Raw genomic sequence first — 23,276 nt, 5'->3', positions numbered from 1 at the left:
TGAGCGATGTACTGCCGGTACACCCTTCACCGGTGACTCGCTTCCCGCCCGGAGCAGCGGTTTCCTGGAAGGGACGGCACCCGGCGCCCACCGGTCCGAGCGGCGAGTTCCGCTCGGACCTGTGGCCGTACCACGAAGCCGACCCGTCCGACCCGACAGGAAGCACCCAATGGAACTCATCGATCCCCAGCCCACCAGCAAGGCACCCGCGGACTGGTTCACCGGAGACGTGTGGTGGGACGTCATCGTCGCCGGCCGGGAACCCTCCCGGATGCGGGCCAACCTCGTCCGCTTCGCCCCCGGCGCCCGGACCCACTGGCACGCGCACGCCGTGGGCCAGACCCTCTACGTTGTCTCCGGCATCGCCCTGATCGGCACCCAGGACGGCACCGTCCTGGAAGCCCACCCCGGCCGGACCGTCGCCTGCCCGCCCGGCGAGGAGCACTGGCACGGCGCCGCCCCCGACCGCTTCATGGAGCACATCGCCCTGTGGGAAGGCACGGGTGACGACACCCCGGAGACCCGGTGGGCCGAGGCTGTGACGGAGGAGCAGTACGGCGGGGAGCGTCAGAAGAAGTAGGGACGGGATGGCTGAATCGTGACCTTGGCGCCGGGGAAGAGGGCTTGGTGGGGAGCTGGAAGCAGATCCTCGGAGTTGTGCTCCGGATAGAGGTGAACCGTGCGTACCTGCGGGCAGCAGCGGGACAGCGGGGTGAGGTCGGTGTCGTGCCGGACGTTCAGGACCTGTACGGCTTCGACCGTGGGCAGTCGCGGGGCGTGCGCGAGCCCGGAGAGGTGTTCCGTCCTGATGCACAGCCCGGTGAGGCGCGGCAGCCTGGCGGCCTCGGCCCAGTCCCCCGGGGTGAGGCCGCCGATGACGTCATGTACCTCGAGGCTGGTCAGCTCGGGCCATGCGCTCAGACCGCGTAGCCCGTGCTCGCTGAGGGCCTCGCCCTCCAGAGCCAGCCGGGTGAACGGGGCGTCCTGCGGCAGGGCGGCCAACCCGTGCGGCAGGTGTGTCGCGATGGTGGCGCTACGGAGTGTGCGGAGGCGGCCCAGCCCCTTCACCCCGCCGATCTCCCTCACGTAGAGGGACGTCAAGCCCATCTCCGCCAGTGGCGAGAGGTCTTCCACCGCCGGGCAGTACGACAGGTTCAGGTCGCGGGCCGAGGACAAGGAGGGCAGCGGACGCAGATCGCGCAGCACCGTGTTCTGGTAGAGGCCGATGTGCTCCACCCGCTCGGGCAGAGCACGCCGGATGTCCGCGAGGGTGTGGTCGCCTGCCACGCCGATACGGAGCCGATCACCGAGGCGTGGCAGAGCCCTCACTTGGGCGGCCGAATCGGCGAAGACGAAGAAGTCACTGCTGTCCACATGGGCCAGCACCTCGTCGGCGTACATCTCCGCGTCGAAGAATCCCCACGCCCGCATCAGATTGACCCGGACCCGCACGGCGGCATGCCCCCGGAACCGCGCCAGCACCGGCACCGCCGCATCCGTCCCGATCAGCGCGGCCGTCGCGGTCACCGCCTCGGCCTCCTCGTCCGACAGCCCCTGCGGACCCGGCAGCAGCTCCAGGACCAGCGGCCCGGCCTCGGCCAGTTCCTTGACGTCGGATTCCGTGCGGGGCGGCAGCAGGGTGGCCGTCACCTCCTCGACCCGGCGCCGCACCGCAGGGTCCAGCTCCGTGGCGTGTTCCAGGCACGCGAGGGCCAGCAGGAGCACCCGCTTGTCCGAGGAGGCCGTCAACAGGTCCAGCAGCTCGGCCCGTTCACGTGGCCGGGCCTGCGCCACCGCCATCCGGATCACGTCCGACCACTGGTCGTCGGCCGCGTGCTCGGCCAGCAGGCCGAAGTCACCGGCCTCCACGGCCGCCCGTGCCCCCAGGTGGTCCTGGAACGTGCGGTGCACGAAGTGGACCGTCTCCGGCGCGGGGGAGAGCAGCAGTCCGGTGCGGACCAGGAAGTGGCGCAGCACGGCGCCCGCGTCCCCGAGCACCTGGGCGGCCGGGACCGCCGGGAGCCCCTGCGCGATGATGTGCTCCGCCCGGCTCCGGTCCAGCTCCGTACGGCCGTTGCGGATGAGCCAGTGGGCGAGCCGCTGGAGGAGCTGCAACTGCGGCTCCTCGCTCAACTCGGGTGTCGTCATGTCCCGTTCACGGTCGCGGCGCACCAGCAGCATGGAGAGTGCGGAGTCGTACAACTCCTTGCGGCCGTGCGGGAGGTAGCCGCGCCGATCGCGGTGCAGGGCGCAGATGAGGCCGCACATCAGCGGGTTGGTGGCGAGGCGGCCCAGGTCGGGCTTGGTGCGGACCGCGTCGCGCAACTGGGCCTCGTAGGAGGTGAGAAGGGCGTCGTCGTCGGGTGCGCCGGTGATGGCCGCCCGGTGCCAGCGCCGGATGAAGGAGGCCACGTCCGACGGGCTCATCGAGGACAGGCCGAGTTCGGTGAACCCGTCGGCGCCGAGCCAGTCCTCGCGCACGGCCGGGGGACGCGAGGTGACGAGCCAGCGGTTGCCGGGATACGCCTCCACCAGGTCGCGCAGCCAGGTCCGGGCGCGCTCGCGTTCGGACTCCGGGACCTCGTCTAGACCGTCCACCAGGACGAGGCCGCGCCCGCCGGACAGGACGCGGTGCTCCCAGCCCTCCGGCTGGGTGCCGGACAGCGGGCAGCCGACCGAGGCGAGGAAGCGCGCGGGGGAGGGGAGGCGTTCGCCGTGCCGGGTGAGGGTGCGCAGCGGGAGCACGAAGGGGATCCGGCCGGTGAGGTAGGCCATGTCGTCCGTGGGGCCGGTCGCCGCGGACACCGCGAGCCACTGGATCAGCGTGGTCTTGCCCGAGCCCGCGACTCCGCGCAGCAGCACTCGCTCATGGCTGCTCAGCGCCTGGTCGGCGGGGAGGGGGACGCGGGAGGGAGGCACCGGCCCGAGGTCGCGGTCGCGTTCCTCCGCGTGCCCGATCACGTTCAGGCTGAGGTAGGCGGCGTCGAGCGGCCAGCGGTCCGGCGAGTTGCTGAGATCGATGCCGTAGATCGTGAGCTTGCCGTGCTTGGTGGCGAGGTGGTCCAGGTAGGCGCGCTCGAACGTGGTGTCGCGGGCGTCGGGGCGCGGGGCGCGGGCCAGCAGTTCGTCGACCTTGGCGATGAGATCGGCCTGAGACCGGGTCTGCTCCACCAGGGTGCGCGCCACGAAGGTGGAACGGCGGGTGAAGAACTCCAGGATCTGTAGACAGGCCCATTCCGTCGCGGAGTCGAGGAAGACCTGGGCGTCGGCCGACAGCCCGTCCGGTGAAGACCCTTGATGGCCCTGATGGCCCTGTTGGCGCAGTCTGCGCGCCAGTTCGCGGTGGCCGAGCCGTACGGCCTGGACATCGTCCATGTCCAGGTCACCGAGGGCGAGCAGCCGCCGGGCCAGCGCGTCCGCCACGGCGACCCGCTCGCGGCTGCGGAACGGGCGTTCGCCGGGTGAGTCGATCGCCTGCTGGACCAGGTGCTCCGCGAGCTTGTGCACGTCCTTCTCGCCCAGCGCGCGCTTCTCGCCGCGGAAGGAGACCAGGTCCTTGAGCCGCACAGGTCTGTCGACCAGGCCGGCACCCGGACCGTCCGCCACGAACAGTTTCCTGATCAGTGAGCCGACCAGGCCGGAGACCAGTTTGCCTCCGAGTACCGCGGGCTCCATCCGCCACCCACCCCCGTGCGCAGTGCGTACGGACCGAGCCTAGGGGCGGCCGGGGACACCTGTCCCCGGTACACCGGAATCCGCACCGGCCGGGTGTGCGGGGCCCCCCTTCCCCGGCACTTGTCCGACCAGGTATCTTGCATCGCATGGAACCAGGTGATTCGACCAAGCAGGCTCGGGCGGCCGCCCAGCTGCGCAAGGGGGTCCTGGAGTACTGCGTACTCGCCCTGATGCGGGACCGTCCCCGCTACGGCGTGGAGCTCCTGCACGCCCTGGAGGACTCCGGCGCCCTCGCCACCAGCCAGGGCACCGTCTACCCCCTGCTCTCCCGGCTGCGCCGCGACGACCTGGTCACCACCACCTGGCAGGAGTCCGCGTCGGGGCCGCCCCGCCGCTACTACGCGCTCACCGACAGCGGGCGGGCCGCGCTCGACGAGTTCACCCATGTCTGGCCGGGCTTCCGCGACGCCGTCGACACCTTCCTGGCCACTTCGCACCACCCGCACCACCCCACCGGAGACCTCGCATGAAGACCACCGCCGACCCCGTACGCGACTACCTCGCCGCCGTCGAGCGCGAGGCCGGCGCGCTGCCCGCCGACCGCCGCCAGGAACTCCTCGCCGACCTCGCCGAACACATCGAGGTCACACGCGCCGAGCGCCCCGGTGTCGCCGTCGGCACGGTCCTGGCGGAGCTGGGTGACCCCCGTGCGATCGCGGCGACGGCACTGGCCGAGGCGGGGGAGCGGACCACCGGGGCGCAGGCCGCGGGCGGTGCCCCGACGCCCGCGCGGCGGGGCAAGGTGCACCCCCTCGTCCCGCTCGCGATGCTCACCCTGTCGCTGCCCTTCGTGATGGTCTTCCCCAGCCTGCCCGGCCCGCTGTTCGGTGTCCTGTTCCGCATCACCGGCGCGGTGCTCCTGTGCACCTCGGTGCACTGGACCGCCGTCCAGAAGTCCACCGGTGTCCTGGTCACCGCCGTCCTGCCGACGGCCGTCATCGCCACCTGGAACCTGTCGAGCGGCGGCCCGTCGGGCGGTGCCCCGGCCCTGGCGGCCAACCTGGCGATGCTCGCCCTGCTGACCGGCGCCGCGGCATGGCTCTGGCGGGTCCGCCGGCCCTGAGGTGTCGCTACAGCGGTGTTGCTACAGCCCGACCGGGTTGAGGTAGGTGGCCGGGTGGGTGGCGCCGTCCTGCTTGAGGATCTGGCCGCCGAACGGCCACTTCAGCGTGAAGTGCCGCGTCTCGTCCGGCGGCGTGACCAGGAACGTCGCCGGGACGAACTTCTCCTTCCGCGGCGTGGACGCGGCCACCGGGAGCAGGGTGATGCTGAAGTCCACCGTGTCGCCCCGCTCCAGGGTCATCTTCACGGGCTTCGCGGAGGACCGCACCAGCGACCAGGTGCCGTCGGTCTTCTGTGCTCCGACCATGTCGACGCCGGCGAAGCCGGACAGGGTGCAGGTGCGCTTGCTCCGGTTCGTGAACCAGATGTGCGCCTGCGTCTGCTTCTTGGTCTGCTTCATCTCCGGCGTCGCGTCCTCCCCGGTGGCGAAGCCGGCCTTGAGATCGGCGGTGTGGCAGCGGGTCGGCCGGGCCGCGGCGGGGGCGGCCGAGGCCGGGACGGCGGCTGCGGCGGTACCGGCGGCGACGACGGCCGCAAGGGCCACGGTGGTCAGTGTGCTCTTCATGGAGTTTCGCGTTCCCCTCGCAGGACGGACCGGCGCGCGAGGTCGGTGCGCGCCTGTGCACCTGAAGATGCGCGGCACCCGGAGGAGGTTCGGTGCCAGGAAGAACCTTTCGTGTGATCTCCGGACCCGATGGGAACGCTTGCTCCTCTGTCAAGCACTGGTGTTCCCATGGGAGTTGCGGGTGCCCCTGACGGAGGCGACCGGACGGATCGCGGCGCCTGACACGGACCCATGAGGCCGCGGTCGACGCCCCCCCGCCCTCAAGCTTCGCCGCCGGCCGGCCCGGCTGGTATTACTGAGGCATGCAGGAAGAGACCGCACGCTCCGCGATCGACACGTTCATCTCCGCGTTCAACGCCTCGGACGACAGCTATGTGACGGCCCTGCTCTCCCAGGCCCTGACCTCGGACGTGGTCTTCTGGGGGCCGTTGGGCCGCAGTGAAGGAATCGAGGCGGTCGAGCGGTTCGTGCTGGACATCCGACGCCACCCGGCCGGGGCCGGCACGATGGTGCGCTGCTCGGCGGTGGACATGCCTGACGAATGGGCCCGGTACCAGTGGGTCTTCACCACGCCCGACGGAGGCCCCCGTCTGGCGGGAACGGATGTCGTCCATCTGCGGCGGAGCCTCATCGACCAGGTCATCGTCTTCGCGGGGGAGATCGCGCCGGTCGCCTCCTGAGCCGTCCTTCTGCCGCTGTCCTTCTCCCGAACGTGCCTCGCCCTAGGAGCCGTTGCTGCGCGCCATGCGCGGGGACCGGGCCGACGGCTGGGCGCCGCGCTCGGTCTCGTCGCGCACCAGGAGGGAGAGCAGGGAGGCCACGGAGAGGCCGGCCTCAGCCGGGTGGCGCAGCACCTTGTCCGGCTCGATGCGGTAGGTGTTCGTGCGGCCGTCGCGGGTGCGGGAGAGGTAACCGGCCTCCTCCAGATCGGAGATGATCCGCTGGACGGCGCGCTCCGTCAGCCGGCAGTGGGCGGCGATGTCGCGGATCCGGACGTTCGGGTTGTCGGCGATGGCCGCCAGCACACGCGCGTGGTTGGTGATGAACGTCCAGCCGGTGTGGGATTCGGGTACGGCGACCATGCCCAGCATTTTAGAGCACGTCGTTTCCGGAACGCGGATACGTGACATACTTTTCGTGCAATGGCTGACCGGCTCCTGTGGAGGGAGGCGACAGTGAGGAGCCCGAGAGTGCCTTGGGAAGAGGCCCCGATGTCCGACATGACGAGTGCTGCCGGGCGGGGCGAGGGGGTGCCGGAGCGGACCGGCTCGCGCGCTTCGGCGGGAGCCGCGGTGATGCAGTACGAGCTGCGCGGGGTCCGGGTCGTCGTCATGCACGGTGCCTATGACCAGCACTCGATCGTACCCCTGGAGGAGGCGCTCGCCGCCGCGGCCGGGGAGTGCTCCCGAGTGGTCCTGGACGCCTCCGGCGTGAGGTTCGCCGACTCGTCCCTGCTCAACCTGATGCTCCGCACCCGCCGCTCCGTCGCCCTGCGGCTGGCCGCACCGCCGCCCCAGCTCCGGCGGCTCCTGGAGATCACGGGGGCCGACGCGGTGCTGGACACGCGGGCGACCGTGGAGGAAGCCGTCGGCGCGTAGGTCCGGCGGCGGGGCGGGCGCTCACTCGTCGAGCGCGCCCGTCATCGCGTCGAGGTCGGCGAGCAGCGCCGTGAGGCGGTCTTCGGGTATGTGTCTGATCATGCGTTTCTCGACGGCGTACACGGCGCCGCGGGCGGCGTGCAGGCGCTGCTGTCCGGCCGGAGTGAGGTGGACGGGCAGGGCGCGGCCGTGGTCGGTGGTGGCCGCCCGGGTGATGAGGCCGGCCTCTCTGAGGCCGCGCAGGACGACGTTGGCCGACTGCCGGGTGACGAAGGTGCCGCGTGCGAGGTCGGCGTTGGACAGGCCGGGCCGCTGATCGAGGAGTTCGAGGCAGGAGTACTGCGGGACGGTGAGGCCGTGCTCGCGCAGGGCCCTGTCCATGGCGCCGCGCAGCGCGGCCGCGGCACGTTTGAGGCGGTACCCCACATGCTCCGTCACGTCCTGGGCCGGGTGAGGCGGGGGCACGGCTGAGCGGTCATCCATGTCAGTATTTTGACATACCCGGAGCGGGCACCTACGGTCTCTTATGTCAAAGTCCTGACATTCACTTCCGGAGGAACCATGTCCGCCACCGTCGAAGGCCCCGATTTCATCGCTCTCCAGGTGAAGGACGTGCCCGCCGCGGCCGCCTTCTTCGAGGAGCGCCTCGGACTGCGCCGCGCGCCCGCCTCTCCGCCCGGCGCGGTGGTGTTCACCACCAGCCCGGTCGCGTTCGCGGTGCGCGAGCCGCTTCCGGGCGTCGACCTGGACGGCGGTGCCCGCCCCGGCCTGGGCGTGGCGCTGTGGCTGCGCGCCTCGGACGCGAGCGCGGTACGCGAACAACTGGTGCGGGCGGGCACGGAGGACGTCAGCCCCTTGCAGGACAGTCCGTTCGGCCCGATGTTCTCCTTCACCGGCCCCGAGGGATATCGGCTCACCGTGCACGGCGGCTGACCCGGAACACCTCGCAGAGCGGCCTCGGACACAGCGGAAAGGGGCCTTCCCTGGACGGGAGGCCCCTTTCCGAGGGTCGGGCGAAGGAAAGAAGGAAAAGGGATCTCAGTCCTTGAAGACGTCCTTGGTCTTCTCCTTGGCCTCACGGGCATCACCCAGGCTCTTCTCGGCCTTTCCCTCGGCGGTCATCCGCTCATTGCCGAGCGCCTTGCCCACGGCCTCCTTGGCCGCGCCCCCGGCCTGCTCGGTCTTCGCCTTGGCCTTCTCGCCCGCGGTCATGACAGGCACCTCCTCGAAGAGTCGTCCGGTGTTGCGATGACCCCCTCGTGCCCCTGCTTCCCCACCACAAACAAAGGTTTTCCGAGGAATGCGCGACGGGATGCAGGGCACACGGCAGTCCAGGAGGTTGATAACTATGGTTCCCCTTTTGCTGGTCCTGCTTCTCGCCCTCGTCCTTTTCGGCGCGGGTTTCGCCCTCAAGGTCCTGTGGTGGGTGGCTCTCGTCGTCCTGGTCGTGTGGCTGCTCGGATTCCTCATGCGCTCCACCAACGCGGGCGGCGGCCGCGGCCGCTGGTACCGATGGTGATCTGACACCGCAGATGCCCCCGCTCTTCGCAGGGCCCGGCCGCAGGACGGCCGGGCCCTGCGGGCATGAGGGGGAGCGGGCCGTGGGCCCGGCCTATAGTTGCCCCCATGAGCCGCTGGAGGGATGTGACCGGGGAGAAGTCCGGACAGGACTACGCCGCACGGTTCGCGGCCCTGGCCCGCGCGGGCCAGGACGTGCACGGCGAGGCCCGGTTGTGCGCCGCGCTCGTGCCGCCGGGAGCGCGCGTGCTGGACGCCGGGTGCGGCACCGGACGGGTCATGATCCGGCTCGCCGAACTCGGCTACGACTGCGTCGGCGTGGATCTCGACGCGTCGATGCTGGCGGTCGCGCGACGCGAGGCCCCGGGGCTGCCCTGGTTCCAGGCCGATCTGGCGGGGTTCGACCCGGCCGGTCTCGGCATCGCGGGAGACTTCGACCTGGTCGTCGCCGCGGGCAATGTCCTTCCGCTGCTGGCCGCGGACACCGAGGCCGCGGTGGTCCGGCGCCTGACCGCGGCCCTCGGTCCGGGCGGTCTGCTGGTCGCGGGCTTCGGCCTGGACGAGGCTCATCTGCCCGTGCCGCCCGGTATCACGCTGCCGGACTACGACGGCCACTGCGCCGCGGCCGGCCTCACCCTCGTCGACCGCTTCGCCACCTGGGACGCGGAACCGTACGACGGCGGTGGCTACGCCGTCAGCGTCCACCGGCGGTGAGGAGCGGGCAGCGCCCTTCCCGCGGGCCCTCCGCGACCGGGGGTGCGCGGAGGGCACCGGGCGACGCGTGGACGACGGTGCCGCCGAGCGTCCACTGCTGGTCGGCGGTCCCCGCGCAGGTTCAGATCCGCAGCTGAGTGCCGTCGGCGGTGCTCGGGCCGGATCACCGGCTACGGCGGCAAGTGCGTGGACGTGACCGCGGCGGGAATTGCCGACGGCACCAAGGTGCAGCTGTACGCCTGCAACGGCTCAGGAGCCCAGGTCCGGCAGCACCGCTCCGACGGCGAACTGGCCAATCCCGCCTCCGGCAAGTGCCTCGACGCCTCCGGCCCCAGCTCCGCCGACGGCACCCGGCTCCAGATCCGGACCTGCTACGCGAGCGCCGACCAGCAGCGGACGCTCCCGAGTTGATGCCCCGTGCCGACGCGCGTCCCGCCGGGGGGCCGTCGGGAGGGAGCAGCCCCCCGGCGGCACACCGGCACACCGGCACGGGGCCCCGTCACGCGCCCCGCGGACAGGAGCGGAAGAAGTCGACGAGGGCCGCGCTCACCTCGGCCGGCCGTTCCTGCTGGGTCCAGTGCCCGCAGCCCGTCAGCTCCAGGGGCGGGCGCAGCAGGCCGGGCATCCGGTCGGGCAGCGTCCGGATGAGTTCGGGGGTGCCGGGGAAGGCGGCGACGGGGTCCCGGTCCCCGTAGACGTACAGGGCGGGCGAGGTCACCACGGCGCCCGCCCAAGGAGCGGTCAGCTCCCAGTTGCGGTCGAGGTTGCGGTACCAGTCGAGCGCCCCGGTGAAGCCCTCGGAGAAGCTCTCGGTGAGCGCGTCGAGGTCGCTCTCCGTGAACCACTCGGGCAGCGTCTCCGGGTCGGGCATGGCCGCGAGCCAGCCCCGTTCGGGATCGACGAGCGGCTGCTTGATCTCGCCGGGGACATCGCCGGACGCCCAGTAGACGAACTTCCGCAGCGCGGTGCGCGTGTCCCGCCCGAACTCGGCGTCGGCGACACCGGGGCGGTTGAAGTAGTTCCAGTAGAAGCGCCCGCCGAACGCCTTCTCCATGGCGACCAGCGGCGGCTGCCTGCCCCGGAACGGCGGCGGCACGCTCAGTCCGGCCACCCCGAGGACCAGGTCCGGGCGCAGCAGCGCGGTGTGCCAGGCGACCGGTGCCCCCCAGTCGTGCCCGACGACGTACGCCTTCTCCGCGCCCAGCTCCCGGATCAGCCCGACGACGTCACCGACCAGGTGCAGGATGCTGTACGCCGCGACGTCGGCGGGATGGTCGCTGCTGCCGTAGCCCCGCTGGTCCGGGGCGACCACGCGGTACCCCGCCTCGACCAGGGGACCGAACTGGTGGCGCCAGGAGCGCCAGGACTCGGGGAAGCCGTGCAGCAGCACGACCAGGGGGCCTTCGCCCTCCTCGGCGATGTGGAGCCGGATCCCGTTCACATGGACCACGCGATGCTCGATCATGAGCCGAGCGTACGCGCCGCCGCACACCGTGGGCGGGGTCTTCGGCATGGCCGGGGGCAGGGCCTGGGACCTGTCCGGCCGATCATGGTGGAGGGAGGCGACAGTGCCTTGTGGGCACGGGTGAGCGGGGTGTGGTGCGTGCGGCCGCAAGGCGGAGGAGGGCGTCGACGCGGAGCGTCGGCAACCGACGACAACGCGGCGGATGTGCGTGCCACACCCCGCGTCTTCGCCGTGATCGGCCGGGCAGGTCCTTAGAGTCGGATGCCATGCGCATACTCGTCGTGCAGCACGACGCAGACCTCGCCGCGATGATGTCCGCGGTGCTGCTCGGGCTCGGCTTCGACGCCGACGTGGCCGCCGACCTCGCCACCGCCGACCGGATGCTGGGCGGCACCGTCTGCCACGGCCTGGTGGGTGACCGGGAGCAGCCCGACGGGGACGTCCTCCGCCTGGTCGCCGCCCACCGCCGGGCCGGCTGGACCCGCCCGGTCCTGATGCTCACCCCGCTCGACACACGCGCCGAACGGGCGGCGCTCGTCGAGCAGGGCGCGGACGACTGGCTCGTCAAGCCCTTCACCGGCGCCGAACTGGCCGCCCGCACACGCGCCCTGTACCGCGCGCCCGTCGTACCCGGGCGGGCGTACCCGCCCCGCTTCGGCGACCTGGAACAGCGCCCGGACGACGGCGGGTTCACCCGTGCGGGGGCGCCGCTGTCCCTGACCGGTCCGGAGGCCGCGGTCCTCCGCGCCCTCGTGCTGGCCGGCGGCGCGCTGGTCACCCGCGACCGCCTGGCACAGTGCTGCGCCGACGGACAGCACCGGGCGGAGCCTCACACGGTCGACGCGCTGATCGTCCGGCTACGCCGGCGGCTCGGTCCCCCGGACCTGATCCAGGCCGTCCGCGGGATCGGCTACCGCCTGACCGGCCCCGCCTGACGGCCCGGGACCCATCACCAGGAACACGAAGACCGTGGTGACGAGCACGACGACCGACGCGGCGAGCCAGGTGGTGCGCATGGCGTGGAGGAAGCCGCCGTACGCCGCCTGCGCGACGGAGTACGACTGCGGGCCGTGGCCGTGCGCCGCCAGGTCCTGGGTGACCTGGAGCGTCGCCGCGACGGATCCGCGCGCCCGCTCCGCCAGTCCGTCGCCCAGGCCGCCGACCGCCGGGTCGATCCGGGCGCGGTAGGCCGCGTTGAGCACGGAGCCCAGGACGGCGGCCCCGAGCGAGCCGCCGACCTGCCGGAAGGTGTTGTTCACCGCGGAGGCCGCGCCCGACTCGCCGGCCGGCAACGTGGAGACCACCGTCGCGGTCGACGGCGGATGCACGTGCGCGGTCCCGGTGCCGAAGACGAACAGCCAGATCTCGAACAGCCAGATCGGCGTGGACCGGCCGACCGCCGCGAGCCCCAGCAGACCGGCCGCCATGGTCGCCAGACCGAACGTGCACACGGCGCGCACACCGAACCGGGCGACGAGCCTCGGCACCCGGGGCGCGAAGATGATCAGCGAGGCCGCGAGCGGCAGCACGCACACCCCGGTGAGCAGCGGCCCGTAGCCGCGCACGCTCTGCAGATAGAAGGTGATCACGAAGGTGCCGCCGACCAGCGCGAAGTAGAGCACGGCCAGCGAGGTCGCCGCCGCGGCGAAGCCGCGCTCACGGAAGTAGCGCATGTCCAGGGCCGGTTGGGCGACGCGCCGCTCCCACAGGACGAAGGCGGCGAGCAGCACCACCCCCGCGGCGAGCGGCAGCCCCGCGTCGCGGCCCGTCCAGTCGTTGAGTTCGCCGGCCCGGATCACCCCGTAGACCACGCCGAGCAGCCCCAGACCCGACAGCGCGACGCCCAGCAGATCCATACGGCGGCCCTCGGCGGCGCCGGACCTCCGGGCGGCCGGCACGAACCGGACCATCGCGACCAGGGCCACGGCCACGATCGGCACATTGACCAGGAACACCGAACCCCACCAGAACCGTTCGAGCAGCGCGCCGCCGATGATCGGGCCGAGGGCGACGGCCACGCCGACCACGGCGGTCCAGATGCCCAGGGCTTTGGTGCGCCGCTCGCCGGGGAAGACCGCGGAGATGATGGCCAGGGTCGCGGGCATGATCAGCGACCCGGCCACGCCCATGACCGCGCGCAGCCCGGTCAGCTGGTCCGGTGTCCTCGCGTATGCCGACAGGGCGGAGGAGACACCGAACAGGGCGACGCCCGCGACGAGCAGCTTCTTGTGCCCGACCCGGTCGCCGAGCAGCCCGGAGACGAGCAGGAGGCCGGCGTAGGCGAGCGTGTAGGCGTCGACGGCCCACTGGAGCTGGCTGTGGTCGGCGCCGAGACCGACGGGAGCGGGCTCGGCGAGGGTCTTCAACGCCACGTTGAGGATGGAGTTGTCCATCGACACCAGCAGCACGGCGGTCAGCACGACGACGAGGACCGCGGTGCGGCGCGGCTCGCGGCCGGTGCCCTCGTGCGTCAGGGAGGGGCGGTCGGCCGCGGCGGGGACCGGTGTGCTCAAAGTCCTGTGTCCTCTCGGGGACAGCGACGCCCGACGGGGCCGGGCGGGCAGGAGTGCGGTCCGGCCGCGTGCCGGTCCCGGACCGTTCGGCTCGGCTCGGACGTCTCGGCTCGCGCGGAGTCTATCCGCGCGGGACGGGGACCGAGGGGAGCGCGGCCGTGTCGTCCCGCGTGATCGTGTCTCAGCGCCTCGGGGCGTTGCGCCTGGGCAGCCAGCGCTGTTCCGCCTCCGCCAGCTCGTCCTGGCCCTGCAGTTCGAAGACCTCGGCCAGGGACGCCACCGTGACCTCGACGTTCCGCAGATGCTGTTCGGAGTGGATCGTGGCGGCGGTGAGCTGCATGGCCCGCAGGGCGGAGCGCATGAGGTGGTTGGCCCACACGACGGTGGAGATGCCCTCCTCGGCGAAGACCTCGGTGGGCGTCGTGTAGTACGTCGTCGGCACGATGACGACCGGCAGCCGGTCGCCCCACTCCGCCTTGAACGACAGGATCTCGCTCGCGTCGGAGCGGGCCGAGTGGATCAGGATCGCGTCGGCGCCGGCGCACCGGTACAGCTCGGCGCGGCGCAGTGCCTCGGCCGGTCCCTCGCCCGCGATGAGCGCCTCGGTGCGGGCCACGACGACGAAGTCCGGGTCGTGCTGGGACGCCTTCGCGGCCTGGATCTTCCCGGCGAACTCCTCGGCGTCGGCGAGCGGTTGGGTGCCGCCGCGGACGAAGCTGTTCGTCTTCGGGAAGAGCTTGTCCTCGATGCACACTCCGGCGATCCCGCGCTGTTCGAGTTTGCGCACGAGACGGCGTACCGAGTTGAAGTTGCCGTAGCCGGTGTCCCCGTCGAGCAGGATCGGGATGCCGGTCGCGTCGCTCATGAACTCGGCGACCTCCAGGACCTGGGTCCAGCTCGCCTCGTTGCTGTCGCGCACCCCCAGCGCCGCGGCGATCGACAGACCGCTGGCCCAGATGCCCTCGAAGCCGGCCCGTTCGACGAGCTTCGCCGACAGGCCGTTGTGCGCCTCCATCAGGAAACTGATCTCCGGGCGGTCCAGCAGGTGCCTGAGCATGGCTGTCTTGTTCGGCGCCGGACCGGTGCCGCTCATGAGGCCGTCGCCGTCGTGACGGGGGAGCCGAACAGGGCGCGCAGCCGGGCCGCGATGTCCGGGAGGGCGAGGGGGACCCGGGGCGCGGGCACCGGATCGGTCGTCACCTTGATCTCCAGCAGCCGGGGCCCCGGCTGCGCCATCAGCTTGTCGTACGCGGACGGGAGTTCCGCCGGTGCGGCGCAGCACGCCGTCGCCGCGTAGCCCAGCAGCCCGGCGGTCGCGGCGAACGGCACGGGCCCCTGGAGCGGCTGCCCGCCGGTGGAGTCGTAGCAGCCGTTGTTGTAGATGACATGGAGCAGGTCCGGCCCCGACGCCGCGACACTGACCAGGGTCCCGAAGCGCATCAGGGACGCACCGTCGCCGTCGAACACCGCCACCGGCCGCCCGCCCGAGCGCGCGATGCCGAGACCGACCGCCGAGGCGCAGCCCATGGAGCCGCTGAGATAGAGATGGGTCGGGCGGTCCCCGGCGGCGTACAGCTCACGGCCGGTCAGCCCGGTCGTCGTGACGACCACCTGCTCCTCGGGCAGCCGCTCGCGCAGCCATCTGATCGCCTGCGCCCTGCTCAGCCGGTCGCCGGTGCCCGGCACCTGCTGCGGCACGCTCCGGCCGAGCGGCACGGTCTGCGGCCCGTCCCGGAAGGTCCCCTTCCTGATCAGCAGGCAGTAGGCCCGTCGGGAGGCGTCCATCGTCCGCTCGGCCTCCGCCACCGCGCGCACGAACCCGGCGGAGTCGGCCGGGACCCACGCGTGGGCGATCCCGACGTCGTCCAGGATCCGCGCCGTGGTGCGTCCCATCACGTCGTGGTGGGGCTCGTCCCGGGTCCCCGGCTCGCCGCGGACCGACATCAGCAGCAGCACCGGCACGCCGTAGGGCAGGCAGAGCGAGGCGAGCGGGTTGAGGGCGTCCCCGAGCCCGGAGTTCTGCAGGGCGACCACCACGCGCCGGCCGGTGAACCAGGCACCCGCGGCGACCGACACCGCCTCGCTCTCGCAGGTCGCCGGGAAGTAGGTGACGTCCGGGCGCCGGGCGGCGCGCGCCAGCAGCGGCCCGAGATAGCTGCACGGCACCGCCGCCATCTCGCGGTAGCCCCGGGCCAGCAGTGTGTCGAGGACGAGGTCGGGGTCCAGGGCCGGGGTGTCCTCGGGCGCGGACGTCGCGTTCACGGTCACCTCGCCTGGATCCGGCGCATCAGCCGACGCGCCCCGTCCGGGATCGCGTCCCGGCGGTGCATCGTCACCCGGTTGTCCCAGACCACCAGGTCGCCCGGCTGCCACCGGTGCGCCCAGGCCGCCGCCGGGTTGTCGCAGTACCCCCACAGCTCGTCCAGCAGTGCCTCGGACTCGGCGAGCGGCAGACCCGGCACATAGGCGTTGAGCCGGCGGCCCAGGTACAGGGCCTTGCGCCCGCTCTCGGGCCGGACGCGCACCAGGGGGTGGACGGCGCCCGAGGAGGTGGTGATGTCGGTGACGGGAGTACGGCCGTGGCGCAGGTCGCCCGCCGCCGTGCGGCTGTCGTCGTGCTTGCACGACAGCGACCCGATCCGGTCGCGCAGGGCGGCGGGCAGGGTGTCGTACACGGCCGACATGTCGAGGAACCAGGTGTCGCCGTGCCCCTCGGGTGTCTCGACGGCGTGGAGCGCGCTGGCGAGCGCGGGCTCGGCGACGTAGCACATGTCGGTGTGCCAGCCGAGTTCGCCGCCGCCCAGATGACCGAGCGGACGGCCGTCCTCGACGATGTTCGAGATGACCATGACCTCGGGCGGCAGCCCGGTGGTGTCGACGATCGCCTCCTGGGTGGGCACCGGCACCGGTGTGCCGAACAGCGCGCCGAACGTCACCAGGTCGTCGGGGGACAGCTCGCACCGGTGGAACACCAGGACCGGATGGCGCAGCCACGCCTCCTTGATGCGGGGCGCGAGTTCGGGCAGCCGGGCCGAGGTGAGCGGCGGCAGGGTCGCGAACGGGGGGACGGCCGGCGCGGCTCCGTCGGCCGACGAGTGCGTCACCACGTGAATCCTCCTTGCGGCAGGGCGGGAGCCGGACCGGTGAGCCCGCCGAACAGGCTCTCCGTCAGCTCGACGAGATCGGAGACGGCGAAGCGGTCCAGCGGCGGCCGGCGCAGACACGCGACGGCCAGCTCGGACAGGCGCGCGACTTCGCGCAGGGTGGCGCCCGGGGCGCCGGCCCCGTCCAGCAGTTCCATGATCGCCGCGATCTCGGTGTCGCCCGGATGCGGGACGGTGAGCAGGGCCTGGAGGCGGCGGCGCTCGGCCGGAGCGCACCGCTGGTGTCCGACGACGATCGGGAACGTCTTCTTGTGCTGGCGCAGGTCGCTGCGGAGCGGCTTGCCGTTGCGCTCCTCACTGCCCCACAGCCCGCGGTAGTCGTCGATGACCGAGAACGCCGTGGCCACCAGCGCGCCGAACTCCCGGAACGCCGCGCGGACCTCGCGCTCGGGGGTGCTGACGGCCGCCGCCAGCTCGATCCCGCATCTGATCAGGCACGAGCGGCCCAGAGCCACCGTCCTGACCTGGTCGAGCGTCATGTCGAGCCGCTGCTCCCAGTCCAGGTCGATGTGCTGGGAGTCGGCCATCTCCAGACACGAGTCCAGCAGGGTCCTCGACAGGTCCCGCGCCTCGACATGGGGCCATGCCCCGTCCAGGTAGTCCTGCAGCGCGTCGAGTCCGACGACGTAGATCCCGGCCGCCGCCGTCATCGCGTGCCCGGTGCCGTAACTGACCCAGAGCGCCGGGCGGTTCCGACGGGTGCGGTCGCCGTCCATGATGTCGTCGAGGATGATGCTGAAGTCGTGGACGAGCTGCACCGCTATCGCCGCCGGCACCGCCCTGCGGTGGTCACCGGCTATCGCCCGCGCGGTCAGCAGCGCCAGCAGCGGCCGCACCCGCTTGCCGCGGGAGTCGTCCCCCGCCGGCTCGCCGTCGTCCCACGAGCGCCAGGCCATGTGATCGCTGACCATCCGCCGGAACGTCTCGGACCGCGGCTGCTCGCGGTGCAGGAAGGCGAACAGCTCCTGGTCGAACTGGTTCAGCAGCGCCCCGGGGATCACGTCCCGATCCGTTCCGCGGCGACCATGAGATAGGCGATCGAGGAGGCGTTGTACCCGTCGATGAACAACTGCTCGATCGTGTCGCTGTGTTCGCTGCGCCGTCGCAGCTCCCAGTACGGCAGCGCGTCGTCGTCCATCTGGGCCACGTGGTACGGCACGAACCCCGCGTCCAGCAGCGCGCGGAGGTAGGCCCCGCGGGTGTGCATGGTGCAGGCGTAGTGGCGGTCGATCGCGGCGATGACATCGTCCGCCGAACCGCTCTCGTCGACCGCCCAGGTCGCGAAGACATAGCGCCCGCCCGGCTTCACGATCCGGGCGAACTCCCGGAACAGCGCGGTCAGATCACTGACGTACATCGTGACCTCATTGGTCAGCGCGGCGTCCACGCTCGCGCGGGGCAGCCCGGTGCGCAGCATGTTCATGTAGTGGAACCGGACCTTGGCGTCGCAGCCCCGCTCGCGGGCGCTGCGTTCGGCGAACCCCTGCTGGTACCGGGAGATCGTGGCGCCGTCGACGAAGCAGCCCAGGCGTTCGTGGGCCATGAAGGCGGTGCCGCCCCGGCCCGAGCCGCCGTCGAAGACCCGGTGCTCGGGTCCCAGGCCGCCGAGCAGGTCGAGCAGCCGCTCGGTCTGCGCGTTCTCCAGCTCGTGCAGCCGGCGCTGCACCGCGGCCTCGTTCCGGAGCGCCCCGGGCGTCCGGTCGAAGTCCCCGATCCCGAAGTGGTGGTGGACGAGGTTCGTCTCCTTGCCGAGCAGCAGGTTGAAGTCGTCCTGCTTCTCGTCGTACATCCGGGCGACTTCCCGCTCGTAGGCGGTGTCGACGACGGCTCGACCGCCCGCTGATTCACTCGGCTGCGCTTCGACGGAGTCGAGCGAGACCTTTCTCATACCAGTACCTCGTCACGATGAGTGGCGGCGCGACTCCCGCTCTCCGCCTGGCGGCGGCAGGGCCGGAAGCCGATGGGGGGTGTGCCTGCCGGACCGGCCCGCGGCGGTGGACGGCGCGGACGGCGGATCCCGGTCGAAGGGATGCGAAGGAACGCGAAGGGACGCGAGGGCTTCGAAGGGACGTGAAGGGCTCAGCGCGGAGCGACACCGAGAACGAGAGGGTCGGCACGCCGCAGGAAGGACACGGGCTGGAGTCTCGCGGGAGCGGTGTCGGCGAGCGTGAAGCGGAACCGCCGCAGCAGGGTCGCGACGATCAGCTTCAGCTCCATCATCGCCACACCCCGCCCGATGCAGACACGCGGTCCGTACCCGAACGGGAGGTACGCGGCGCGGTGCGCCTCACCGTGGGTGCCGTGGCGGAAGCGGCCGGGATCGAACCGTTCCGGCTCGGTCCAGTGGGCCGGATCCCGGTGCAGCGCGTACGGCGACACCAGCAGGACCGTGTCGCGGCCGAGGCGGTGGCCGCCCAGGGTGTACGTCCGCCGCACCCGTCTGCTCAGCAGCCAGCCCGGCGGGAAGAGCCGGATCGCCTCCAGGATGGTGTCCTCCGTGTACTCCAGGGTGTGCAGGTCCTCGTATCGGAGCGGCCGGTCCGACGGCAGGCGGTCCAGCTCGTCCACCACGTGGGCGGTGATCCGGGGATGGCGGCCGAGGAGGTCGAACAGCCAGACCGCCGCGGTCGCGGTGGTGAGCCATCCGGCGACGAAGGTCGTCTTCACCTCGGCCAGCAGCTCGTCGTCCGTCCAGCCCGCGCCGGTCTCCTCGTCGCGGCACTCCATCAGCATCCGGAGCAGGCCGGCCCGCTCCGGCGGGTGGGCGCGGTGGTCGTCGATGATCTCGGTGATGCTGGCGTTGAGCCGGGCCACCCCGTCGTCGAACAGCCGGCTCGCCGGGGTCGGGAACCAGCGCGGCAGACCCGCCGGCGCCCAGCGGCGGCGCTGCCGGTACTCCAGGCCGTAGTCGAAGGCACGGGTCAGCTGCGCGGCGGTCTCCGGGACCGCCACACCGAACATCATCCGTACGATCATGCGCTGGAGCAGGTCCAGCAACGCGGCGCTGCAGTCGACCGATCCCCGGGCCTCGGCGATCGGGGCGAGGCGTGAGACGGTCCGGTCGATCTCGTCCGCCGCCGAACCGAAGAGCTCCGGCAGGTTGGAGGTCCGGAAGGCGGGCTGCAACTCGTCGCGCCGCTTGCGCCACACCTCGCCCTGCATGGTGAACACCGACTCGCCGAACAGGGTGCCCAGCACGTCGTTGGTGCGGGTCATGCCGATGTCCGCGTACGGCGCGGTCATGACCGTCCGCACCAGGTCCGGATCGTTGACCTGGTAGTACGACCGTCTGCCGATCCGTCCGAGCCGGACGACCGGGCCCCGGCGGCTCGCCTCGCTCAGATAGGCGATCGGGTCCTTCCTCATCCGGGCGATGCCGCCGAAGTACGGCAGCCCCGGCATGGCCGCCGGACGCGCCCGGCCGGCGGGTGCCGGTGGCGCGGCGGTCTCGGTCACCGGACGGTCTCCGGCGTCCGCCGGAAGTAGGCGTCCGCCCAGCGTTCCAGCGGGTCGGCGAGCTTGGGCAGCACCTCGGACAGCGCGTCGACGGCCAGCGAGATCCGGTCCCGGATGAGGAATTCGAGGAACGCGCGGGCCTGGACGCCGTCGAGGATGTCGCGTGTTCTCGCCACGTCCCGGTCGGCGGCCGGGGTGTGCAGCAGATCGACCAGCTCGTCGCGGCGAGGGTGGTCGAGCGCGAGGGCGTAGGCGAGGGGGGAGGTGACCTTGACGGGGTCCTTCTCCAGGTCGTCACCGCCGCCCCAGACCCCGCCGGCGTCGTCGAGCACCTGTACCGCGAACCCGATGTGGTGGCCGAAGCGGGCCAGCGCCTCGGCCGCCGCGTCCGGTGCGTCCATGGTGAGGGCCGCGCAGCGCAGCAGGCACTCGTAGATGACGGACGACTTCCAGCCGACGAGCTGTTCGTAGAAGAGCGCGACCCGGGTGGCGGCCCGCACGGGGTAGGGGGGCTCGGAACGCAGCTCGGAATAGCCCACGACGTCGAGGTACTCGCCGATCGACGCCGTCAGGCACGCCGAGCCCAGTTCGACGGTCGCCCGGGACACCGCCTGGACCGTCGCCGTGTCGGCCGCCGGGTCGAGCGCGGCCAGGGGGGCGCGCAGCACCTGGTCCTTGAGCGCCAGCACCAGCTCGATGGCGCCGGCACCGCCGAGCTCGCGCCACTGCTCCGACATCGGGTCGCGGTCCACGATCTGGTCGATCGGCGCGGAGAGGTGGACCATCGTGAACCAGCCGCTCAGGACCCGCGCGGAGGCATGGGAGGGCCGGTGGCCGAACTCCGTGGCGAGCAGGGTCAGCAACGGCTCCCACAGACGGGTGCGTTTGCGCAGGGAGCGGGCGAACTCGGCCTTGATGGCGGGATGGCCGTCGAACGCGGGGTAGGACGCCGCGTGTTCGGCCAGGTTCCATTCGATGCCGTCGCGCACGGGGGCGTTCATCCGTGTCCGACCTCCTCCGCGATCTCGAAGTCGACCATGTCGGTGTCGGTCATGGGAAGCCGCAGCATGCGCTCGTCCTCCGGGCTGGCGAGCAGTTCCCCGAGGACGCGTCCGATCCGGGTGCGCTCGGCCGCGGGGACCGATTCGAGCACGTCCCGCCGCTTCGCGGCATCGGAAGAGACGGCGGATTCGAACAGCTTCGCCAAATCGACGAGATTGATGGGGTTCACGACAGCAGTCACCTCGTTCATTTCCTTGCGGTAGGGGCCTGCTGGTCTAGAGATCGGATGCCTGCACCACCGTGGGCGCGACGACACGGCCTTCCTCCATGGATTTCTCCATGGCGGCCTGGATGTAGTGGGCATTGATACGGGAGAGCGCGCTCCTGGCCAGATCGGGACTCTTGACGACGGAGTTCGCAGCGGTGATCGCGAGTTCGGCGACGGCGGGTCCGCAGTCCGCGAGCAGATTGCCGCGCCGGAAGCTGTTGCCGGCGATGACCGAGGCCGCCGCGTGGATGCTCAGGTAGGTGAAGGCGGTGATCAGCTCGGGGAACTCGGCATGGGCCTTGTGCAGGTCGGCGATCAGGGACTTTCCGTCGAGAGAGATCACGGAGGCCATGAAGGTCTCGTAGTCGGTGGGCTGCGCGGCGGGCTTTCCGGCGTCGTCGGTCATCTGTTCGCCTTTCACGGGGAGGGCGGAGTTCCGGCCGTTCCGCGCATGGGGGAAAAGCCGGTCTCGTAATCCGTGTGTTCGAATCGTTCGGGAGGCGGGAAAATCGAACGGATCGGCGGTGACAAGGTTGTCAGTCCGTGCGGACCGAGCACGCGTACAGGTGTGTTCTTGATCCCGCATCGACCGGCTGGTGCGAGTCCGTGGTTATTCTGCGGCATCGCGGAATTGCCGTGGAGTCGGAAATCGGTCAACAGATCTCCACCGCGCCCGAAAAAGGCTGGTGTCGTGAATTCCTGTGACTGCCGTTGCGGGTGAGTCCATTGTGCGGCGCAGACGTATTTCCGAAAGATCTTACGGTGATGGCCGGTGCCGGTCGCCCGGCGTGCCCGCCCGCCGTCGGGAGCTGCGGCGGTCCGTCACCACGCCTCCGACTCCGCCGAGGACGCAGAGGCCCGTTCCGTTCGCCGGCCGCCTCGGCGCAGCCGCGTCGCGAGCAGCGGCAGGACCAGTACCGAGACCATCGCGGCGCCGACCAGTGCCGCGGCCTGGTCCCCGCCGAGCACCTTCTGGTCGACACCGATGGTGGTGATCGCCACGACGAGCGGCAGACATGTCGAGGCGAACAGCGTGAGCGCCCGGCGGTCGCCGGGACCGAGGCCCGGTGGCGCGAGAAGGCGGACCGGGCCGCCCCGCACCAGCAGGAACAGCAGCAGGAAGACGGGCACCAGCGCCGCCGCGCGCCCGTCGTGCAACAGGGCGCGCAGGTCGAACTCGATCCCGGTCACCACGTAGAAGAGCGGCACGAGGAACCCGAACCCGAGGGCCTCGACCTTGCCGAAGACCTCCGCGCCGTGCGCGGGCGAGGCGCTGTGCAGCACGAGCCGGGTGAGAACACCGGCGGCGAAGGCGCCCAGCAGGATGTCCAGGCCGAACGCCTGCGCCAGGGCGAGCATGCCCGCCAGCAGCAGCATGACGAAGCGGACCGCGAACTGGCCGCTGCTGTGCAGGGTCGTGGCGACGAGCCGGGAGAACCAGGCCCGCCGGGGCCGCAGCGCCCACCCGACGGCCCCCGCGGTGATCACGGCGAAAGCGACGAGCAGCACCGTGGACTTACCCGGACCGCGTCCGCTGAGCAGCAGCGCCATGGCGACGACCGGCCCGAACTCGCCCACCGCGCCGAAGGCGGACACCACCGTGCCGAAGCGGCTGCGCAGTTCCCCCTGGTCCCGCAGGATCGGCAGCACCGTGCCCAGTGCCGTACTGGTCAGCGCGGTGCCGATGACGAACGCCTGGTAGGCCGCTCCACCGCTGATCAGGAAGCCGAGCCCGATGCCGGCGGCGAGGGAGACGAGCCAGGCGGCCGTGGCGCGGCGCAGGGTGGCCCCGCGGACCGCCGCGAACTCGATCTCGTACCCGGCCAGGAAGATGAGCATGGCCAGGCCCAGGTCGGAGAGGGTGTCGACGACCCGGTCGGGGTGGGCCCAGCCGAGCACCGCGGGGCCGATGACGATACCGAGCACGATCTCGAAGATGACCAGCGGCACCCGGACCAGGCGTGTCACCGCCTCGGCGAGGACCGGTGCGAGGACGGCCGCCGCCATGATCAGGACGAGGGTGCCGGGGTGGGCCATGGCCCGCTCAGCAGGCGCCGGGGCGGCGCGTCGCGCAGCGGCGACCGCGTGGACGGCGCCCACGCCGCCCGGCGTCGGACTCGGCTGCGGTGTTCCGGTACATCTCGGGCTCCTCGTGGCGACCGGCAGGGACCGCGACGGGATCCGGCACGGACCACGGTCACCACGGCCAGCCTCAC

At 71.8% G+C, this 23,276-nt stretch carries 27 protein-coding genes; 10 read left to right on the top strand and 17 right to left on the bottom strand.

From position 1 onward, the window contains the following. The first annotated feature begins 169 nt into the window (after positions 1–169). Positions 170–580 (top strand): (R)-mandelonitrile lyase, encoded by a 411-nt coding sequence (locus R4Z62_RS00520; protein ID WP_491518796.1) that lies wholly within the window; start codon positions 170–172, stop codon positions 578–580. On the opposite strand, the gene R4Z62_RS00515 is transcribed toward R4Z62_RS00520, so the two are convergent. After that, complete coding sequence (locus R4Z62_RS00515; RefSeq protein WP_491518795.1) at positions 568–3,675, bottom strand: NACHT domain-containing protein; 3,108 nt, start codon at positions 3,673–3,675, stop codon at positions 568–570. The two genes, R4Z62_RS00520 and R4Z62_RS00515, sit on opposite strands and share 13 nt — an antisense overlap. Before the next feature lie 146 nt (positions 3,676–3,821). Here R4Z62_RS00515 and R4Z62_RS00510 point away from each other — a divergent pair, with 146 nt between their 5' ends. Together R4Z62_RS00510 and R4Z62_RS00505 are read left to right on the top strand one after the other, a co-directional pair. Beyond that, the gene (locus R4Z62_RS00510) at positions 3,822–4,205 is read left to right on the top strand and encodes a PadR family transcriptional regulator (RefSeq protein WP_064530871.1); all 384 of its coding nucleotides are present in this window, start codon (positions 3,822–3,824) and stop codon (positions 4,203–4,205) included. After that, the gene (locus tag R4Z62_RS00505; protein WP_064530870.1) at positions 4,202–4,798 is read left to right on the top strand and encodes an HAAS signaling domain-containing protein; all 597 of its coding nucleotides are present in this window, start codon (positions 4,202–4,204) and stop codon (positions 4,796–4,798) included. Before R4Z62_RS00510 ends, R4Z62_RS00505 begins: the two co-directional genes overlap by 4 nt. Before the next feature lie 21 nt (positions 4,799–4,819). Here the strand turns inward: R4Z62_RS00505 and R4Z62_RS00500 are convergent, their stop codons facing one another. After that, the gene (locus R4Z62_RS00500; RefSeq protein WP_491518794.1) at positions 4,820–5,362 is read right to left on the bottom strand and encodes a DUF4232 domain-containing protein; all 543 of its coding nucleotides are present in this window, start codon (positions 5,360–5,362) and stop codon (positions 4,820–4,822) included. Positions 5,363–5,664: 302 nt separating this feature from the next. On the opposite strand from R4Z62_RS00500, the gene R4Z62_RS00495 reads away from it, so the two are divergent. Next, complete coding sequence (locus tag R4Z62_RS00495; protein WP_064530868.1) at positions 5,665–6,042, top strand: hypothetical protein; 378 nt, start codon at positions 5,665–5,667, stop codon at positions 6,040–6,042. A gap of 42 nt (positions 6,043–6,084) precedes the next feature. Here the strand turns inward: R4Z62_RS00495 and R4Z62_RS00490 are convergent, their stop codons facing one another. Beyond that, positions 6,085–6,444, bottom strand: a complete 360-nt coding sequence (locus tag R4Z62_RS00490; protein WP_064537159.1) for a helix-turn-helix transcriptional regulator — start codon at positions 6,442–6,444, stop codon at positions 6,085–6,087. 138 nt (positions 6,445–6,582) lie between these two features. Between R4Z62_RS00490 and R4Z62_RS00485 the strand changes: the two genes are divergently transcribed. After that, positions 6,583–6,960, top strand: coding sequence for an STAS domain-containing protein (locus tag R4Z62_RS00485; protein WP_382844166.1), 378 nt, complete (start codon positions 6,583–6,585; stop codon positions 6,958–6,960). Positions 6,961–6,981: 21 nt separating this feature from the next. On the opposite strand, the gene R4Z62_RS00480 is transcribed toward R4Z62_RS00485, so the two are convergent. Then, on the bottom strand, positions 6,982–7,443 hold the full coding sequence (locus tag R4Z62_RS00480; protein WP_064530866.1) for a MarR family winged helix-turn-helix transcriptional regulator: 462 nt from the start codon (positions 7,441–7,443) through the stop codon (positions 6,982–6,984). A gap of 78 nt (positions 7,444–7,521) precedes the next feature. Between R4Z62_RS00480 and R4Z62_RS00475 the strand changes: the two genes are divergently transcribed. Continuing rightward, positions 7,522–7,893: a VOC family protein gene (locus tag R4Z62_RS00475; protein WP_064530865.1), complete on the top strand. Its 372-nt coding sequence runs from the start codon at positions 7,522–7,524 to the stop codon at positions 7,891–7,893. A gap of 105 nt (positions 7,894–7,998) precedes the next feature. Here the strand turns inward: R4Z62_RS00475 and R4Z62_RS00470 are convergent, their stop codons facing one another. Beyond that, positions 7,999–8,172: a CsbD family protein gene (locus R4Z62_RS00470; protein ID WP_064530864.1), complete on the bottom strand. Its 174-nt coding sequence runs from the start codon at positions 8,170–8,172 to the stop codon at positions 7,999–8,001. 136 nt (positions 8,173–8,308) lie between these two features. Between R4Z62_RS00470 and R4Z62_RS00465 the strand changes: the two genes are divergently transcribed. From R4Z62_RS00465 to R4Z62_RS00455, 3 genes are all read left to right on the top strand, one after another. Beyond that, positions 8,309–8,479, top strand: coding sequence for a hypothetical protein (locus R4Z62_RS00465; RefSeq protein ID WP_026252243.1), 171 nt, complete (start codon positions 8,309–8,311; stop codon positions 8,477–8,479). A 107-nt stretch (positions 8,480–8,586) separates the two neighbouring features. Next, positions 8,587–9,192 carry a class I SAM-dependent methyltransferase gene (locus R4Z62_RS00460; RefSeq protein WP_491518793.1) on the top strand — a complete coding sequence of 202 codons (606 nt, stop codon included), beginning with the start codon at positions 8,587–8,589 and terminating at the stop codon, positions 9,190–9,192. A gap of 42 nt (positions 9,193–9,234) precedes the next feature. Further along, on the top strand, positions 9,235–9,603 hold the full coding sequence (locus R4Z62_RS00455) for an RICIN domain-containing protein (protein ID WP_491518792.1): 369 nt from the start codon (positions 9,235–9,237) through the stop codon (positions 9,601–9,603). 88 nt (positions 9,604–9,691) lie between these two features. On the opposite strand, the gene R4Z62_RS00450 is transcribed toward R4Z62_RS00455, so the two are convergent. Beyond that, the gene (locus R4Z62_RS00450) at positions 9,692–10,657 is read right to left on the bottom strand and encodes an alpha/beta fold hydrolase (RefSeq protein WP_064537158.1); all 966 of its coding nucleotides are present in this window, start codon (positions 10,655–10,657) and stop codon (positions 9,692–9,694) included. A 266-nt stretch (positions 10,658–10,923) separates the two neighbouring features. Here R4Z62_RS00450 and R4Z62_RS00445 point away from each other — a divergent pair, with 266 nt between their 5' ends. Continuing rightward, positions 10,924–11,592 (top strand): response regulator transcription factor, encoded by a 669-nt coding sequence (locus tag R4Z62_RS00445; RefSeq protein ID WP_491518791.1) that lies wholly within the window; start codon positions 10,924–10,926, stop codon positions 11,590–11,592. Here R4Z62_RS00445 and R4Z62_RS00440 read toward each other — a convergent pair. The 11 genes from R4Z62_RS00440 to R4Z62_RS00390 form a co-directional block, all read right to left on the bottom strand. Beyond that, positions 11,515–13,170, bottom strand: coding sequence for an MFS transporter (locus R4Z62_RS00440; RefSeq protein ID WP_491518790.1), 1,656 nt, complete (start codon positions 13,168–13,170; stop codon positions 11,515–11,517). The two genes, R4Z62_RS00445 and R4Z62_RS00440, sit on opposite strands and share 78 nt — an antisense overlap. A 181-nt stretch (positions 13,171–13,351) precedes the next feature. Continuing rightward, the gene (aepX, locus tag R4Z62_RS00435) at positions 13,352–14,227 is read right to left on the bottom strand and encodes a phosphoenolpyruvate mutase (protein WP_491518789.1); all 876 of its coding nucleotides are present in this window, start codon (positions 14,225–14,227) and stop codon (positions 13,352–13,354) included. 32 nt (positions 14,228–14,259) lie between these two features. Beyond that, positions 14,260–15,432, bottom strand: a complete 1,173-nt coding sequence (locus R4Z62_RS00430) for a thiamine pyrophosphate-dependent enzyme (RefSeq protein WP_491518788.1) — start codon at positions 15,430–15,432, stop codon at positions 14,260–14,262. A 2-nt stretch (positions 15,433–15,434) separates the two neighbouring features. Continuing rightward, positions 15,435–16,274 carry a TauD/TfdA dioxygenase family protein gene (locus tag R4Z62_RS00425; protein ID WP_491518787.1) on the bottom strand — a complete coding sequence of 280 codons (840 nt, stop codon included), beginning with the start codon at positions 16,272–16,274 and terminating at the stop codon, positions 15,435–15,437. After that, positions 16,271–17,335 carry a polyprenyl synthetase family protein gene (locus R4Z62_RS00420; RefSeq protein ID WP_491518786.1) on the bottom strand — a complete coding sequence of 355 codons (1,065 nt, stop codon included), beginning with the start codon at positions 17,333–17,335 and terminating at the stop codon, positions 16,271–16,273. Before R4Z62_RS00420 ends, R4Z62_RS00425 begins: the two co-directional genes overlap by 4 nt. Continuing rightward, entirely contained in the window at positions 17,332–18,222 is an 891-nt protein-coding gene (locus tag R4Z62_RS00415; protein WP_355480516.1) for a class I SAM-dependent methyltransferase, read from the bottom strand. Before R4Z62_RS00415 ends, R4Z62_RS00420 begins: the two co-directional genes overlap by 4 nt. A gap of 191 nt (positions 18,223–18,413) precedes the next feature. Beyond that, the gene (locus R4Z62_RS00410) at positions 18,414–19,790 is read right to left on the bottom strand and encodes a cytochrome P450 (protein ID WP_064530856.1); all 1,377 of its coding nucleotides are present in this window, start codon (positions 19,788–19,790) and stop codon (positions 18,414–18,416) included. Continuing rightward, entirely contained in the window at positions 19,787–20,791 is a 1,005-nt protein-coding gene (locus tag R4Z62_RS00405) for a polyprenyl synthetase family protein (protein WP_355480520.1), read from the bottom strand. Before R4Z62_RS00405 ends, R4Z62_RS00410 begins: the two co-directional genes overlap by 4 nt. Then, entirely contained in the window at positions 20,788–21,042 is a 255-nt protein-coding gene (locus tag R4Z62_RS00400; RefSeq protein ID WP_159393052.1) for a hypothetical protein, read from the bottom strand. The genes R4Z62_RS00405 and R4Z62_RS00400 overlap by 4 nt, the downstream gene beginning before the upstream one ends. A gap of 25 nt (positions 21,043–21,067) precedes the next feature. Then, the gene (locus R4Z62_RS00395; protein WP_382846444.1) at positions 21,068–21,466 is read right to left on the bottom strand and encodes a hypothetical protein; all 399 of its coding nucleotides are present in this window, start codon (positions 21,464–21,466) and stop codon (positions 21,068–21,070) included. A 416-nt stretch (positions 21,467–21,882) separates the two neighbouring features. After that, positions 21,883–23,097 carry a cation:proton antiporter gene (locus tag R4Z62_RS00390; protein WP_355480524.1) on the bottom strand — a complete coding sequence of 405 codons (1,215 nt, stop codon included), beginning with the start codon at positions 23,095–23,097 and terminating at the stop codon, positions 21,883–21,885. Between the last annotated feature and the right edge of the window lie 179 nt (positions 23,098–23,276).

This window comes from Streptomyces sp. PL-25 (assembly GCF_058344915.1).
The sequence above is the reverse complement of the archived record's forward strand: the minus strand, read 5'-3'. Positions and strand labels throughout refer to the sequence as shown.

Excerpts from the sequence above, each read along its gene's own strand:
- R4Z62_RS00520 (WP_491518796.1), top strand. The coding sequence starts at position 170 with ATGGAACTCATCGATCCCCAGCCCACCAGCAAGGCACCCGCGGACTGG.
- R4Z62_RS00515 (WP_491518795.1), bottom strand. The coding sequence starts at position 3,675 with ATGGAGCCCGCGGTACTCGGAGGCAAACTGGTCTCCGGCCTGGTCGGC.
- R4Z62_RS00510 (WP_064530871.1), top strand. The coding sequence starts at position 3,822 with ATGGAACCAGGTGATTCGACCAAGCAGGCTCGGGCGGCCGCCCAGCTG.
- R4Z62_RS00505 (WP_064530870.1), top strand. The coding sequence starts at position 4,202 with ATGAAGACCACCGCCGACCCCGTACGCGACTACCTCGCCGCCGTCGAG.
- R4Z62_RS00500 (WP_491518794.1), bottom strand. The coding sequence starts at position 5,362 with ATGAAGAGCACACTGACCACCGTGGCCCTTGCGGCCGTCGTCGCCGCC.
- R4Z62_RS00495 (WP_064530868.1), top strand. The coding sequence starts at position 5,665 with ATGCAGGAAGAGACCGCACGCTCCGCGATCGACACGTTCATCTCCGCG.
- R4Z62_RS00490 (WP_064537159.1), bottom strand. The coding sequence starts at position 6,444 with ATGGTCGCCGTACCCGAATCCCACACCGGCTGGACGTTCATCACCAAC.
- R4Z62_RS00485 (WP_382844166.1), top strand. The coding sequence starts at position 6,583 with ATGACGAGTGCTGCCGGGCGGGGCGAGGGGGTGCCGGAGCGGACCGGC.
- R4Z62_RS00480 (WP_064530866.1), bottom strand. The coding sequence starts at position 7,443 with ATGGATGACCGCTCAGCCGTGCCCCCGCCTCACCCGGCCCAGGACGTG.
- R4Z62_RS00475 (WP_064530865.1), top strand. The coding sequence starts at position 7,522 with ATGTCCGCCACCGTCGAAGGCCCCGATTTCATCGCTCTCCAGGTGAAG.
- R4Z62_RS00470 (WP_064530864.1), bottom strand. The coding sequence starts at position 8,172 with ATGACCGCGGGCGAGAAGGCCAAGGCGAAGACCGAGCAGGCCGGGGGC.
- R4Z62_RS00465 (WP_026252243.1), top strand. The coding sequence starts at position 8,309 with ATGGTTCCCCTTTTGCTGGTCCTGCTTCTCGCCCTCGTCCTTTTCGGC.
- R4Z62_RS00460 (WP_491518793.1), top strand. The coding sequence starts at position 8,587 with ATGAGCCGCTGGAGGGATGTGACCGGGGAGAAGTCCGGACAGGACTAC.
- R4Z62_RS00450 (WP_064537158.1), bottom strand. The coding sequence starts at position 10,657 with ATGATCGAGCATCGCGTGGTCCATGTGAACGGGATCCGGCTCCACATC.
- R4Z62_RS00445 (WP_491518791.1), top strand. The coding sequence starts at position 10,924 with ATGCGCATACTCGTCGTGCAGCACGACGCAGACCTCGCCGCGATGATG.
- aepX (WP_491518789.1), bottom strand. The coding sequence starts at position 14,227 with ATGCTCAGGCACCTGCTGGACCGCCCGGAGATCAGTTTCCTGATGGAG.
- R4Z62_RS00415 (WP_355480516.1), bottom strand. The coding sequence starts at position 18,222 with ATGAGAAAGGTCTCGCTCGACTCCGTCGAAGCGCAGCCGAGTGAATCA.
- R4Z62_RS00405 (WP_355480520.1), bottom strand. The coding sequence starts at position 20,791 with ATGAACGCCCCCGTGCGCGACGGCATCGAATGGAACCTGGCCGAACAC.
- R4Z62_RS00400 (WP_159393052.1), bottom strand. The coding sequence starts at position 21,042 with ATGAACGAGGTGACTGCTGTCGTGAACCCCATCAATCTCGTCGATTTG.
- R4Z62_RS00395 (WP_382846444.1), bottom strand. The coding sequence starts at position 21,466 with ATGACCGACGACGCCGGAAAGCCCGCCGCGCAGCCCACCGACTACGAG.
- R4Z62_RS00390 (WP_355480524.1), bottom strand. The coding sequence starts at position 23,097 with ATGGCCCACCCCGGCACCCTCGTCCTGATCATGGCGGCGGCCGTCCTC.